This is a genomic window from Lysobacter sp. FW306-1B-D06B, from assembly GCF_038446665.1.
In the GTDB taxonomy this organism is placed as follows: Bacteria; Pseudomonadota; Gammaproteobacteria; order Xanthomonadales; family Xanthomonadaceae; genus Lysobacter_J.
The window spans coordinates 1,723,918-1,737,187 of sequence record NZ_CP151802.1; the positions used below are offsets into that span (position 1 = coordinate 1,723,918).

Annotated in this window: 13 protein-coding genes; 11 read left to right on the plus strand and 2 right to left on the minus strand. The window is 69.4% G+C overall.

Translation table 11 applies throughout. The features are described 5' to 3' along the window. The first annotated feature begins 37 nt into the window (after nt 1-37). The 10 genes from AAFF32_RS07920 to AAFF32_RS07965 are packed head-to-tail and all read left to right on the plus strand — an operon-like array spanning nt 38 to nt 8,715. On the plus strand, nt 38-562 hold the full coding sequence (locus AAFF32_RS07920) for a hypothetical protein (RefSeq protein WP_342317253.1): 525 nt from the start codon (nt 38-40) through the stop codon (nt 560-562). Next, nucleotides 559-1,185, plus strand: a complete 627-nt coding sequence (gene cobO / locus AAFF32_RS07925) for a cob(I)yrinic acid a,c-diamide adenosyltransferase (protein ID WP_342317011.1) — start codon at nt 559-561, stop codon at nt 1,183-1,185. The genes AAFF32_RS07920 and cobO overlap by 4 nt, the downstream gene beginning before the upstream one ends. Then, nucleotides 1,182-2,480: a cobyrinate a,c-diamide synthase gene (locus tag AAFF32_RS07930; RefSeq protein WP_342317013.1), complete on the plus strand. Its 1,299-nt coding sequence runs from the start codon at nt 1,182-1,184 to the stop codon at nt 2,478-2,480. Before cobO ends, AAFF32_RS07930 begins: the two co-directional genes overlap by 4 nt. Beyond that, a complete protein-coding gene (cbiB, locus tag AAFF32_RS07935) occupies nt 2,477-3,403 on the plus strand; it encodes an adenosylcobinamide-phosphate synthase CbiB (protein ID WP_342317014.1) in 927 nt (308 codons plus the stop codon). Before AAFF32_RS07930 ends, cbiB begins: the two co-directional genes overlap by 4 nt. Continuing rightward, nucleotides 3,396-4,391 carry a threonine-phosphate decarboxylase CobD gene (gene cobD, locus AAFF32_RS07940; RefSeq protein WP_342317015.1) on the plus strand — a complete coding sequence of 332 codons (996 nt, stop codon included), beginning with the start codon at nt 3,396-3,398 and terminating at the stop codon, nt 4,389-4,391. Before cbiB ends, cobD begins: the two co-directional genes overlap by 8 nt. Next, nucleotides 4,388-5,863: a cobyric acid synthase gene (locus tag AAFF32_RS07945; protein ID WP_342317016.1), complete on the plus strand. Its 1,476-nt coding sequence runs from the start codon at nt 4,388-4,390 to the stop codon at nt 5,861-5,863. The genes cobD and AAFF32_RS07945 overlap by 4 nt, the downstream gene beginning before the upstream one ends. Continuing rightward, nucleotides 5,851-6,372 (plus strand): bifunctional adenosylcobinamide kinase/adenosylcobinamide-phosphate guanylyltransferase, encoded by a 522-nt coding sequence (cobU, locus tag AAFF32_RS07950; protein WP_342317017.1) that lies wholly within the window; start codon nt 5,851-5,853, stop codon nt 6,370-6,372. The genes AAFF32_RS07945 and cobU overlap by 13 nt, the downstream gene beginning before the upstream one ends. Continuing rightward, nucleotides 6,369-7,415 carry a nicotinate-nucleotide--dimethylbenzimidazole phosphoribosyltransferase gene (cobT, locus tag AAFF32_RS07955; protein ID WP_342317018.1) on the plus strand — a complete coding sequence of 349 codons (1,047 nt, stop codon included), beginning with the start codon at nt 6,369-6,371 and terminating at the stop codon, nt 7,413-7,415. The genes cobU and cobT overlap by 4 nt, the downstream gene beginning before the upstream one ends. Continuing rightward, the gene (locus AAFF32_RS07960) at nt 7,412-7,972 is read left to right on the plus strand and encodes a histidine phosphatase family protein (RefSeq protein ID WP_342317019.1); all 561 of its coding nucleotides are present in this window, start codon (nt 7,412-7,414) and stop codon (nt 7,970-7,972) included. Before cobT ends, AAFF32_RS07960 begins: the two co-directional genes overlap by 4 nt. Next, on the plus strand, nt 7,969-8,715 hold the full coding sequence (locus AAFF32_RS07965) for an adenosylcobinamide-GDP ribazoletransferase (RefSeq protein ID WP_342317020.1): 747 nt from the start codon (nt 7,969-7,971) through the stop codon (nt 8,713-8,715). Before AAFF32_RS07960 ends, AAFF32_RS07965 begins: the two co-directional genes overlap by 4 nt. 72 nt (nt 8,716-8,787) lie before the next feature. Here the strand turns inward: AAFF32_RS07965 and AAFF32_RS07970 are convergent, their stop codons facing one another. Both AAFF32_RS07970 and ybaL read right to left on the minus strand, forming a co-directional pair. Next, nucleotides 8,788-9,420: a YceH family protein gene (locus AAFF32_RS07970; protein WP_216960093.1), complete on the minus strand. Its 633-nt coding sequence runs from the start codon at nt 9,418-9,420 to the stop codon at nt 8,788-8,790. A gap of 10 nt (nt 9,421-9,430) precedes the next feature. Further along, the gene (gene ybaL / locus AAFF32_RS07975; RefSeq protein ID WP_216960090.1) at nt 9,431-11,116 is read right to left on the minus strand and encodes a YbaL family putative K(+) efflux transporter; all 1,686 of its coding nucleotides are present in this window, start codon (nt 11,114-11,116) and stop codon (nt 9,431-9,433) included. A 207-nt stretch (nt 11,117-11,323) separates the two neighbouring features. Here ybaL and AAFF32_RS07980 point away from each other — a divergent pair, with 207 nt between their 5' ends. Continuing rightward, nucleotides 11,324-13,165, plus strand: coding sequence for an ABC-F family ATP-binding cassette domain-containing protein (locus AAFF32_RS07980; protein WP_216960088.1), 1,842 nt, complete (start codon nt 11,324-11,326; stop codon nt 13,163-13,165). Nucleotides 13,166-13,270: the final 105 nt, after the last annotated feature.

Sequence of the window (13,270 nt, forward strand, 5' to 3'; positions counted from 1 at the left end):
TGCGCAGATTCTGGTCGCCGCCGCGCTCGCCGCATTGATGATCTGCACGCGCGGCCAGCACTTCGCCAGCGTGAATGCGCTGCCGAGTGCATCGTGGGCAGTGTTCTTCCTGGCCGGCGCGATGCTGCGGCCGATGTGGGCACTGCCGGCGTTCTTCGTGCTGTCCTCGCTGCTCGACTTCGCCAGCCTGGCCACCGGCACGATCACCGACTGGTGCCTGTCGCCGGCGTACTGGGCGGTCGCGCTGGCGTATGCGGCGCTATGGCTGGGCGGTCACGTGTACGCCACGCGGCTGCATCGGGACCGCTGGAGCGCGCTGCCGCGCCTGGTGTTGGCGCTGGTGGTCACGGCCAGCGTGGCGTACCTGATTTCCAAGGGCGGCTTCTACTTCTTCTCCGGCCGTTATCCGGAGCCCACGCTCACGGGCTTCATCGCCCGCATCCCGCAGTATTACCCGCGCGCGCTGGGCACGCTCGCCGGCTATGTCGGGCTGGCGTTCGCGTTGCGGGCGATCGCGATCGGTGCGTTCGCGCGCGTCGCCGCGCGGAGCGTGCGCGCGTGAGCGCCGGCTCCGAGCGCCGCGGGCTCAGCGAGCAAGCGCATCACCGCGAGCGCGCGCAGCGCAAGAAGGAACTCGTGGACCGTCGCATCGCCCGTGCGACCATCGACCGCGGCGTCGTGGTGGTGAACACGGGCAACGGCAAGGGCAAGAGCTCGTCCGGCTTCGGCATGCTCGCGCGCTCGCTCGGGCACGGATTTCGCTGCGGCGTGGTGCAGTTCATCAAGGGCAGCTTCTCCACGGGGGAGGAGGCCTTCTTCCGTCGTTTCGACGACGCGGTGGAGTATCACGTCATGGGCGAGGGCTACACCTGGGAAACGCAGGACCGCGCGCGCGACATCGCCGCGGCAAGTGCGGCGTGGGACGTGGCCGCGCGCATGATGGCCGATCCTGCTTATGACTTCGTGCTCCTGGACGAGTTGAACATCGCGCTGACGAAGGAGTACGTCGCGCTGGATGCGGTGCTCGCCGCGCTGGCCTCGCGACCGGAACGACAACACGTGGTCATCACCGGGCGCGGCGCGCCGCAGGCGCTGATCGACGCGGCCGATACGGTCACCGAGATGCGCGTGGTCAAGCATGCGTTCAAGGCCGGCATCAAGGCGCAGCACGGAATCGAGCTGTGACCATGGACGCGCGCCGCTGCCCTGCGCTGCTGGTATCCGCGCCTGCCTCGGGGCAGGGCAAGACCAGTGTGACGGCCGCGCTCGCGCGCTGGCACGCGCGTCAAGGGCGACGCGTGCGTGTGTTCAAGACGGGGCCCGATTTCCTCGACCCGATGATCCTGGAGCGTGCAAGCGGTGCGCCGGCGTACCAGCTCGATCTGTGGATGACCGGCGAGGCGGATGTGCGCGCGCGGCTGCATGCCGCGGCCGGCGAAGCCGACTTGATCCTCGTCGAAGGCGTGATGGGTCTCTTCGATGGCGCGCCGTCGAGCGCGGACCTCGCGCAGACGTTGGGATTGCCCGTGCTCGCGGTGATCGACGGCTCGGCGATGGCGCAAACCTTCGGCGCGCTGGCCGTAGGGCTGGCACGGTATCGCGAAGGCCTGGCGATGTACGGCGTCGCAGCCAACCGCATCGGCAGCGCGCATCATGCGAAGCTGCTTCGCGAGAGCCTTTCGCCTGACCTGCAATGGCTCGGCGCGCTGCCGCGCGATGCGCAACTCGCGTTGCCCGAGCGTCACCTGGGCCTGGTATCGGCCGGCGAACTGTCCGATCTCGATGGACGTCTGGATGCGCTGGCCGACGCATGGCATCTCCACGCGTCGACCGAACTGCCGCCCGAGGTCGCCTTCGCGCCGGCGCGCACGAATGAGGTGCATGCGAACCTGCATGGCGTGCGCATCGCCGTGGCGCGCGACGCCGCGTTCTGTTTCCTCTATCCGGCGAACATCGACCTGCTGCGCGATGCCGGAGCAGAGCTTTCATTCTTCTCGCCACTGGCAGGCGACGCGCTGCCCGACTGCGATGCGGCATGGTTGCCCGGCGGCTACCCGGAACTGCACCTGCAAACGCTGTCGCAGCGCACCGACCTGCACGCGGCACTGCGTGCACATCGCGACGCAGGCAAGCCGCTGCTGGCCGAGTGCGGCGGCATGCTGTTCGCGCTGGATTCGCTGACCGATCGCGCTGGCGCGCAGGCACCGATGGCCGGACTCCTGCGCGGCCATGCCGTGATGCAGCCGCGCCTGGCCGCGCTGGGGCTGCAGTCGGTCGCGCTGCCGGAAGGGACGCTGCGCGGGCACACCTTCCACTATGCGAAGGCGAACATCGAATCGCCGGCGCTGGCATCGGCGATCAACCCGAACGGCGGCCCCAGCATCGAGGCGGTCTATCGCGATGCGCGCATGACGGCCAGCTTCGTGCATTTCTACTTCCCGTCCGACCCGGTCGCGGCCACGCGGTTGTTCCTGCCATGAGCACGGCGCTGGCGATGCTGGCGGGCATGGCGCTGGACGCGCTGCTGGGCGAGCCGCGGCGCGCGCATCCGCTGGTCGCGTTCGGACGCATCGCCATGGGCATCGAACGACGCGTCCATCGCAACCGCCGCCTGGCCGGCGTCATCGGCTGGAGCATCGCCGTGCTGCCGTTCGTGGCGATCGCCGCGCTGATCGTGCAGGCACTGGCTGCGTGGTCGGCAACGGCGTCGTGGCTGTTCGCGGCGTGTGTACTGTACTTGGCCGTTGGACATCGCAGTCTGGGCGAGCATGCGCGCGCGGTTGAAGCCGCGTTGCGCGCGGGGGATCTGGATACCGCACGTCAAGCGGTGGGGCGGATGGTCAGCCGCGACACTGGCGCGCTCGACGCCTCGCAGGTCGCCGCCGCCGCCACCGAGTCGGTGCTGGAGAACGGCAGCGATGCGGTGTTCGGGGCGCTGTTCTGGTTCGCGCTGCTGGGCGCGCCGGGTGTCGTGCTTTACCGGCTGTCGAACACGCTGGATGCGATGTGGGGCTATCGCACGCCGCGTTTCGAACGTTATGGCTGGGCGGCTGCACGCATCGACGATGCGCTGAACTACGTGCCCGCGCGGCTGACCGCACTCACCTACGCGCTGCTCGGCCATGCCGCCGCCGCGTTGCGCTGTTGGCGCACGCAGGCGCCGCAGTGGGACAGCCCGAACGCCGGCCCGGTGATGGCCGCCGGCGCAGGCGCGCTGCGGGTGCGCCTGGGCGGACCGGCGCCGTATCACGGTGTCTGGGAATCGCGTCCCGCGCTCGGCGAAGGCGCGCTCGCGGACGCCGACGCCATCGCCGCCGCGCGACGCCTGGTTCGACGCGGCGTGGGGCTGTGGCTCGCGATGGCGACGGTGGCGGCCCTTGTTGCGGGAGACCTGCATGCTTGAACACGGTGGCCGCTTGCTGCGCGCGGCGCGAACTTACGACATCGCGCCTTCGGAATGGCTGGACCTGTCCACCGGCATCAGTCCGTTCGCCTGGCCCGTGCCCGAGGTTCCGGCATCGGCATGGCATCGGCTGCCCGAGGACGACGACGGATTGATCGAGACCGCGCGCGACTACTACGACGCGTCGCACCTGCTGCCCGTGGCGGGATCGCAGGCGGCGATCCAGGCCTTGCCGCGAATGCGTGCGCATTCGCGCGTCGGCGTCATCGCGCCCGGCTATGCCGAACACGCGCACGCATGGCGCGCGGCGGGGCACGGAGTGGAGACACTGGCGGCAGACGCGCTGCTGTCGGCGCACGAGCGCTTCGACGTCGTCGTGCTGATCCATCCCAACAATCCCGGTGGCGAACGCTTCGAACGCGCGACGCTGCTTGCGCTGAATTGCGCGTTGGCACCGCGCGGCGGCTGGCTGGTCGTCGACGAAGCTTTCATCGATGCGACGCCGCACGACAGCCTGTGCGATGCGAGCGATCGCGAAGGACTGATCGTGTTGCGTTCGGTGGGCAAGTTCTTCGGCCTGGCCGGCGCGCGTGCAGGGTTCGTCTGCGCATCGCCGGAGTTGATCGGGCGACTGCGCGAAACACTGGGCCCGTGGACGCTCTCCGGGCCCACGCGCTGGGCACTGCGCCATGCGCTCGCCGATCGCCCTTGGCAGGCGACGCAGCGCGAGCGTCTTCTTGCCGCGGGCGAACGCCTGCGCCGCGTGCTGACCGACGCGGGCCTCGCGCCTACCGCCGGCTGCGCGTTCTTCCAGTGGCGGCGCGATCCGCGCGCGGCCGCATTGCACGAGGCGCTGGCACGGTGCGGCATTCTCACGCGACTGTTCGAGCAGCCTGCAAGCCTGCGCTTCGGGTTGCCGGCGGACGAGGCCGGTTTCGAGCGGCTCGCCTCGGGACTCGCGTCTGCATTGTCGGAGGACGCGGCATGAGCGCGCGCGTGCTGATGGTGCAGGGCTGCACGTCCGATGCGGGCAAGAGCACGCTGGTGGCCGCGCTGTGCCGATGGTTGCATCGGCAGGGCGTGCGCGTGGCGCCGTTCAAACCGCAGAACATGGCGCTCAATTCCGCCGTCACCGAGGACGGCGGCGAGATCGGCCGCGCGCAGGCCGTGCAGGCGCAGGCCTGCGGGCTGGCGCCGCATACCGATTTCAATCCGATCCTGCTCAAGCCCAACAGCGACACGGGCGCGCAGGTGATCGTGCATGGGCGCGCGGTGGCGAACCTCGACGCGCGCGGCTACCACGACTACAAGCGCATCGCGCGCGACGCGGTGCTCGCCTCGCACGCACGCCTGTGCGCGCAGTACGAAGCAGTGGTCGTGGAAGGCGCCGGCAGCCCCGCGGAGATCAACCTGCGCGACAACGACATCGCCAACATGGGCTATGCGGAGGCGGTGGATTGCCCCGTCATCCTGGTGGCGGACATCGACCGCGGCGGCGTCTTCGCGCACCTCGTCGGCACGCTCGCGCTGCTGAGCCCGAGCGAGCGCGCCCGCGTGCAAGGTTTCGTCATCAACCGCTTCCGCGGTGACCTGGCGCTGCTGCAGCCTGGACTGGACTGGCTGGTGCGCGAGACCGGCAAGCCCGTGTTCGGCGTGCTTCCCTATCTGCATGGGCTGCACCTGGAGGCCGAGGATGCGCTGCCGCCGTCGCGTCAGGCGCGGCCCGGTGCGCGCCTGCGCGTCGCCGTGCCTGCATTGCCGCGAATCAGCAACCACACCGATTTCGATGCGCTGCGCGCGCATCCACAGGTGGACGTGGTGTTTGTCGGGCCGGGTGAAGTTCCGCCACCGTGCGATCTGATCGTGCTGCCCGGCAGCAAGTCCACGCGCGCGGAGCTGGCGTGGCTGCGCGCGGGCGGATGGCAGGCCGCAATCGCGCGGCACCTGCGCTACGGCGGCAAGGTCCTCGGGATCTGCGGTGGGCTACAGATGCTCGGACACGCGGTGCACGATCCGCATGGCATCGAAGGCGAGGCGGGATCGAGCGACGGCCTGGGCTGGCTCGATCTGCGCACCACCCTTGCGCCACACAAGCAGTTGCGCAGCGTGAGCGGCCGATTGCTGATCGGCGATGCGCGCGTGCGCGGTTACGAAATCCATTGTGGTGTCAGCGAGGGATCGGGCATGGCGCTGCCGTCGAGCCGGCTGGACGATGGGCGCATGGACGGTGCGATCTCGGCCGACGGGCAGGTGATGGGGACCTACCTGCACGGCGTGTTCGATCATCCCGAGGCACTCGCGGCGCTGCTGCGATGGGCCGGACTTCACGATGCCGTGGCGATCGACGTACAGGCGCTGCGCGAGACGTCGATCGAGCGGCTCGCCGACGCAGTGGCCGCAAACCTGGATGGCGACGCACTGCGTGCGCTGCTGTGCGGAGCGACCTCATGCGCAGCCTGATCCTCGGTGGCGCGCGTTCGGGAAAGAGCGCCTTGGCCGAACGGCTTGCGTCGCAGTCAGGCCGCGAGGTGGTGTACGTCGCCACCGCGCAGGCTCACGACGCGGAGATGGCGGAGCGCATCGCTCATCACCGCGCGCGTCGGCCTGCGCATTGGCGCAGCGTCGAAGCGCCGCTCGCGCTCGCCGCGACGCTGCGCGAGCATGCGCATCCGCAGCGTTGCGTGCTCGTCGACTGCCTGACGTTGTGGATGAGCAACCTGCTCGGATCGGACGACGAGCAGCGTTTCGTCGCCGAGCGCGACGCGCTGCTGGAGGCGCTGCCTGCGTTGCCCGGCGAGATCGTGCTGGTGAGCAACGAGGTCGGGCTTGGCATCGTGCCGATGGGCGCGCTCACGCGGCGCTTCGTCGATGAAGCCGGACGCCTGCACCAGGCACTGGCCGCGCGTTGCGAGCGCGTGCTGTTCGTCGCGGCAGGACTGCCGCTTGCACTCAAGGGAAACATCGAATGATCGACGCATGGTGGACCATGCCGTGCCCCGTTCCGGACCCGGTAGCGGCGCACGCCGCGCGTGCGCGCCAGGACATGCTGACCAAGCCGCCCGGTTCGCTCGGCGTGCTGGAAGACGTCGCCGTGTGGTGGGCGCAGCGTCAGGGGACGGACCGACCCGGGATCGAACGCGTGTGGATCAGCGTGTTCGCGGCCGATCACGGCGTCGCAGCGGAGGGCGTGTCCGCGTTCCCGCAGGCCGTGACGGGCGAGATGGTGCGCAACTTCGCCGGCGGTGGCGCGGCGATCAGCGTGCTGGCGCGCCACCTGGGCGCGACGCTGGACGTCGTGCAGCTGGGAACGGTGAACGATCCCGGCGAGATTCCCGGCGTGCATCGCGCGGTGATCGCGCCGTCCACGGCGAACTTCTGCGAAGCGCCGGCGATGACGCAGGCGCAGCTGGCCGAGGCGATGCGGATCGGCGCCGAGCGCGTGGCGCTGGCGCTGGATGCGGACGCGGACCTGTTCATCGGCGGCGAGATGGGAATCGCCAACACGACGGCCGCCACGGCGCTGGCGTGCGCGCTGCTCGGCGTAGCGCCTGAAGACATGGTCGGCGCAGGAACGGGACTGGACGCGGCCGGCATCGCGCGCAAATGCGACGTGGTGCAGCGTGCGCTGCTGTGCAACTCGCATGCGGACACGCCGCTGGAGCGGCTGCGCTGCCTGGGCGGCTTCGAGATCGCCGCGCTCGCGGGCGCCTGCATCGCGGCTGCGCAGGCGCGCATTCCGGTGCTGGTGGACGGCTTCATCGTCACCGTGGCCGCGCTGGCGGCGGTGCGTTTGAATCCGGGCGTATGCGACTGGCTGTGCTTCTCGCACAAGTCGCGCGAGCGCGGTCATGCGCGCGTGCTGGAGGCGATGCAGGCGCAGCCGCTGCTCGATGTCGGCATGCGCCTTGGCGAGGCCAGTGGCGCCGCCGTGACGGTGCCGTTGCTGCGGATGGCGTGCGCGCTGCATCGCGAGATGGCGACGTTCGAGCAGGCTGGGGTGTCGCAGGCATGAGCGGGCCGGCGCACATCGAACTGCTGCGCCACGGCGACACCGGGCAGCGCAGCTATCGCGGGCAGTTGGACGATCCGCTGAGCGAGCTGGGCTGGACGCAGTTGCGTGAGGCCGTGGCGGGTGGCGACTGGTCACTGATCGTGTCCTCGCCGCTGCAACGCTGTGCGGTGTTCGCGCGCGAACTGGCGCAGGCGCGCGGGATGACGATGCGCATCGATGCGCGCCTGGCCGAGTACCACTTCGGGCAGTGGCAGGGCGTGCCGATCGAAACGCTCGCGGACGAGCAGGGCGATGCGCTGGGCCGCTTCTGGGCTGATCCGGTCGCCAATCCTCCGCCCGGGGGCGAGACGTTCGCGCAGTTCCGTGAGCGCCTGTCGGGCGCGATGGACGAGATCGCACGGACATCGGCGGGACGACGCGTGCTCGTCGTCACCCACGGTGGCGCGATCCGGCTGCTGCGTTGCGTGGTCGAGCAGCGCAGCTTCGGCGACATGGCCGGCATCGACGTGCCGCATGCATCGCTGCATCCGCTGGCGTGGACGGGCGGCGAACGGTGAACGGACTGCTGGTCGCGCTGGGGTTCCTGACGCGCATCCCGGTGCCGATCAAGGTGTTCGACGATGCGCAGGCACGAGTGCGATCGCTGGCCTGGTATCCGCTGGTCGGAGCGCTTATCGGCGCAGTTCTGTGCGCGCTCGCTTGGGCCTTGCCTGCGGATAAGCCGTTGCTGTGCGCGGCACTGCTGCTGGTCGCATGGGTCGCGCTGACGGGCGCATTGCATCTGGATGGACTGGCCGACAGCGCGGACGCGTGGATCGGCGGCATGGCAGGCACGTGGGACGAACGCCGTGCGCGCACGCTCGAGATCATGAAGGACCCCCGCAGCGGGCCGGCCGGCGTCACCGCGCTCGTGCTGCTGTTGCTGTTGAAGTTCGCTGCGCTGGCAAGCATCGCGCCGAGCGCATGGGCATCGTTGTGGATCGCGCCCCTGCTCGCGCGCATGGCGGTGACGGCAGCATTCATCGGTACGCCCTATGTGCGCAGCGGCGGCTTGGGCACGGGGCTGGCGGAGGCGCCGCGCGTCGCGTGCGCACTGGCATTGCTGCTGGGTGCGACGGCGTGCGCGCTGGCAGGATGGCGCGGCGCGATCGCGCTGGCGTGCGCCGTAGTGGTGTTCGTGATGTGGCGGCGCGCGTGCATGCGCCGGCTGGGCGGCATCACCGGTGATACCGCAGGCGCGCTGGTGGAACTGGTCGAAGCGTCGGTGCTGGTCAGCTTGGCGCTGTATTCCGGCACGTGAGGGCCGCGGAAGGAGTGCCCATGCGCTGAGGCCCTGGGTCCCGGCCTTCGCCGGGATGACGACGGCTCCGGATCAGCCGGAATCGCGCTCGCCGCCCATCGCGTCCAAGCGCGCTTCCAGTTCGGCCACGCGTTGCTCCAGTTGGGCAATGCGGTCGTCGGTCGACGTCCTGCGTTCGCTCGATGGCGCGGATTCGACGATGTCCGGCTCGCCGCTGAGCAGGTGCGCGAAACGCTCGCCGCGCTGTCCCGGTTGGCGGGGCAGGGCGACGACCAGCGCAGTCGCACGTTGCGCGAGGCGTTCCAGCGCGTATTGCACGTCCTCGGCGTTCTCGAACTTCGCCAGCCGCTCGCTGCGTGCGAGCAGTTCGTGTGCCGTCTGCGCGCCCCGCAGCATCAGCAGTGTCAGAAGTGCGGTCTGCGGCCGGGTCAGGCCCAGCACCGCTTCGAGGCGGTGCGAATAGCGTTCGGCGCGTGCGGTGTGCTGCGACTTGACCCAGCCGCGCGTTTCAAGCCGCCGCAGGGCATTGCCGACTTCGCCGGGTTCCAGTTCCATCGTCGGCTCGCGCGCGGTCTTCTGGTTGCAAGCCAACACGATCGCGTTGAGCGTGAGCGGGTAAGTGTCCGGCGTCGTCGCTTCCTTCTCGAACAGACAGGCGACGATGCGTGCTTCCACCGGGGTGAGTTGTGCAGTGGTTTCGTTCATGGCGATTTACTCACGCCGTGGCCGGCGGCAGGTGCTTTGATCCGCGATAGACCGGCGTAGCCATCACCATTTCGGCGAGGCTGTGGGCGAGTTCGCGTTCGGCCATCACTGCGCCATCGGCGCCGTGCTGGAGCAGGTGTTTCACTTCCGCATCGCTGTGCGCGCGCGCGACGATCGTGAGCGCCGGGTTGATCTCGCGCAGCTTGGCGATGATCTCGCCCGCCTCCAGCGCATTGGGAATCGCGACCATCACCGTGTGCGCGCGTTCCGGCGCGGCCTCGCGCAGCACGCGCTCGTTGGCGGCGTTGCCGCGGATCGCGGGAATGCCGGCGGCGCGCGCGCGATTGACCAGGTCTTCCTCGCCGTCGATCACCACCAGGCCCACGCCGCGATCGGTGAGCAGCCGGCCCAGCTCGCTGCCGACGCGGCCGTAGCCGATCTGGATGACGTGGTTGTGCAGGTCCGGCGGGATCGGCGGATACATGTGTTCGTCCGGTGCGGGCGTGCGCGCCGTCTCGTCGCGTGCTTCGCGCCGGTCGAGCCAGGCGAACAGCAGCGGATTGACGATGATCGACAGCAGCGCGCCGGCGAGGATCAGGTCCTGGCCTTCCTTCGGCAGGATTTCCAGCTGCAGTCCCAGGCCCGCGAGGATGAAGGAGAACTCGCCGATCTGCGCCAGGCTGGTGGAAATCAGCAGCGCGGTGTTGTTGGGCTTGCCGAACATGCGCACGATCGCGTACGCGGCGACCGACTTGCCGAAGACGATGATGAAGAACGTCGCCAGCACCTGCAGCGGGCGCTCGACCAGGATCATCGGGTCGAACAGCATGCCCACCGAGACGAAGAACAGCACCGCGAAGGCATCGCGCAGCGGCAGCGTTTCGGCCGCGGCCTGGTGGCTGAACTCGGACTCGTTGAGCAGCATGCCGGCGAAGAACGCGCCCAGTGCGAAGGACACGCCGAACATCGCCGCCGAACCGAACGCCACGCCCAGCGCGATGGCGAGCACGCACAGCGTGAACAGTTCGCGCGAACCGGTGCCGGCCACGCGTTCCAGGATCCAGGGGATGACGCGGCGGCCGACGATCAGCATCACCGCGATGAAGCCGCCCACCTTGGCGAGCGTCTTGAACAAGGCTTCCCACACTTCCACCGCGTCGGTCTCGCCACCGCGGAGCAAGCCCGCCAGCGCCGGCAGCAGCACCAGCGCCAGCACCATCGCCAGATCCTCGACGATCAGCCAGCCCACCGCGATGCGGCCGCGGGCGGTCTCGACCAGTCGACGTTCTTCCAGCGCACGCAGCAGCACCACGGTGCTCGCCACCGACAGCGACAAGCCGAACACCAGTCCCGCGCCATGCGACCAGCCCAACAGCAGCGCCATGCCCCAGCCCAGGGCCGTCGCCAATGCGATCTGCGCGATGGCGCCGGGCAGGGCGATCGCTTTCACGTCGAGCAGGTCGCGCAGGGAGAAGTGCAGGCCCACGCCGAACATCAGCAGGATCACGCCGATTTCGGCGAGCTGGGGTGCGAGTGTCTGGTCGCCGACGAAGCCGGGAGTGAACGGTCCGGCGATGACGCCGGCCAGCAGATAGCCCACCAGGGGCGACAGGCGCAGCTTCTGCGCCAATGCGCCGAAGATGAAGGCCAGGACGAATCCGGCCACGAGGATCGCGATCAGGGACGTGTGATGCATCGGCTCTCCAGAGGGTGATCCTGTTCAGGATGTGGGCGGGGGGGCGTCGATGCAACCCGGGATTGAGCGCGCGGTTGCGAGCGCCAGATTGCGTCAAACCACGTAAACCGGCGGTCAGCAGCCGCGCGGCGGCCCGGTTCGAGCGGGCCAACGGCTAGACTACGCGACCCGGATCCAGCCCGGATCCGCCGTTTCCATGGTTTCACCGTGATCTCCTTCCGCAATTTCGCCCTGCGCCGGGGCGAGCGCCTGCTGCTGTCCAACGTCGACCTCTCCCTGCACGCCGGCTGGCGCGTGGGCGTGATCGGGCGCAACGGCACCGGCAAGTCGTCGCTGTTCGCCGCCCTGCAGGGCCATGTCGAGGCCGACAAGGGCGACATCGACATCCCCGCGCGCGTGCGCATCGCCAGCGTCGCGCAGGAGACTCCCGCGCTGGACGATCCGGCGCTGGACTTCGTCCTCTCCGGCGATGCCGCGGTGTACGCGGCGATCGTCAAGGAGCGCGACGCGATGGCGCGCGAGGACTGGGAGGCGGTCGCCGATGCGCACCATCTGCTGGAGGAGCTCGGCGGCTACGATGCCACCGCGCGCGCCGGCAAGCTGCTGCACGGGCTGGGCTTCACGCCCGACACGCACGAGCGCGCGGTGAAGGAGTTCTCCGGCGGCTGGCGCGTGCGCCTGAACCTGGCGCGTGCGCTGATGACGCCGTCGGATCTGCTGCTGCTCGACGAACCGACCAACCACCTCGACCTCGACGCGGTGCTGTGGCTGGAACAGTGGCTGCTGAAGTACCCGGGCACGCTGCTGCTGATCTCGCACGATCGCGAGTTCCTCGACGAGATCACCACGCACACGCTCCACCTGCACGACGGCAAGGGCAAGCTCTACACGGGCGATTACACCGCCTTCGAGCGCCAGCGCGCCGAGCACCTGCGCCTGCAGCAGATCACCCACGAAAAGGTGCAGGCCGAGCGCGCCCACCTGCAAAGCTTCATCGACCGCTTCAGCGCCAGCGCGGCCAAGGCCAAGCAGGCGCAGTCGCGCGTCAAGCGCCTGGCCAAGATGGCCAACACCGAAGCCGTGCGCGTGGAGCGTGCGTTGCGGATCGAGTTCCCGGCGCCGGCAAAGTTGCCGCACGCGTTGCTGCGCGTGACGCATGCCGATTGCGGTTACGGCGATCACACCGTGCTGCACCAGATCGGCTTCATCCTCGAAGCCGGCGATCGTGTGGCACTGCTGGGGCCCAACGGTGCGGGCAAGTCGACGCTGGTGAAGTCGCTCGTCGGCGAATTGCCGCTGCTCAGCGGCGAGCGCGGCGGCCATCCGGACCTGCGCATCGGCTACTTCGCCCAGCACACGGTGGAATCGCTGCAGGAAGGCCGCACGCCCATCGACCACCTGGCCGACATCGCGCCGGGCGTGGCGACGCAGCAGCTGCGCGACTTCCTGGGCAAGTGGAATTTCCCGGGCGACCGTGCGTTCGAGTCGGTGGATGCGTTCTCCGGCGGCGAGCGCGCGCGGTTGGCGCTGGCGCTGATCGCCTGGCTCAAGCCCAACGTGCTGCTGCTCGACGAACCGACGAACCACCTCGACCTGGACATGCGCGAAGCGCTGGCCGAGGCGCTGGCGAGTTTCGACGGCGCGATCGTGCTGGTTTCGCACGATCGCCATCTCATCGGCCTGGTGTGCGAGACGTTCTGGCGCGTGGCCGATGGCGTCGCGCAGCCGTTCGACGGCGACCTCGACGCTTATGCGGTGTGGCTACGCACGCGCGACAGCGCGGCCGAGCGGCCGAAGGCGCCGGTCGCCGCTGCGCCCGCAGCGAAGACGGTCGCAAAGGCTCCCAAGGTCAACGCACACAAGCTGGCGCAGGCCGAGGCGCGCGTCGCCGAACTGGAATCGAAGCTGCATACGCTGGACATGGATCTGGCCGATCCGGATCGCTATGCCGGCGGTGGCACCGATGCGGCGGCGCTGTCGAAGCAGCGCGATCAGGTGGCTGCGCAGCTGGCCGATGCGGAAGAGGCGTTGCTGGCGTTGTACGGCTGAGCGGCTTTCGCGCTGCTGCTTCGTTCTGCGTTCATCGCGACGGTTTGCCCTCACCCCAACCCCTCTCCCGTCAGCGGGAGAGGGGCTTTGATTTCGTTTGACGCT

Excerpts from the sequence above, each read along its gene's own strand:
- AAFF32_RS07920 (WP_342317253.1), top strand. The coding sequence starts at position 38 with ATGATCTGCACGCGCGGCCAGCACTTCGCCAGCGTGAATGCGCTGCCG.
- cbiB (WP_342317014.1), top strand. The coding sequence starts at position 2,477 with ATGAGCACGGCGCTGGCGATGCTGGCGGGCATGGCGCTGGACGCGCTG.
- cobD (WP_342317015.1), top strand. The coding sequence starts at position 3,396 with ATGCTTGAACACGGTGGCCGCTTGCTGCGCGCGGCGCGAACTTACGAC.
- AAFF32_RS07945 (WP_342317016.1), top strand. The coding sequence starts at position 4,388 with ATGAGCGCGCGCGTGCTGATGGTGCAGGGCTGCACGTCCGATGCGGGC.
- cobU (WP_342317017.1), top strand. The coding sequence starts at position 5,851 with ATGCGCAGCCTGATCCTCGGTGGCGCGCGTTCGGGAAAGAGCGCCTTG.
- cobT (WP_342317018.1), top strand. The coding sequence starts at position 6,369 with ATGATCGACGCATGGTGGACCATGCCGTGCCCCGTTCCGGACCCGGTA.
- AAFF32_RS07960 (WP_342317019.1), top strand. The coding sequence starts at position 7,412 with ATGAGCGGGCCGGCGCACATCGAACTGCTGCGCCACGGCGACACCGGG.
- AAFF32_RS07970 (WP_216960093.1), bottom strand. The coding sequence starts at position 9,420 with ATGAACGAAACCACTGCACAACTCACCCCGGTGGAAGCACGCATCGTC.
- ybaL (WP_216960090.1), bottom strand. The coding sequence starts at position 11,116 with ATGCATCACACGTCCCTGATCGCGATCCTCGTGGCCGGATTCGTCCTG.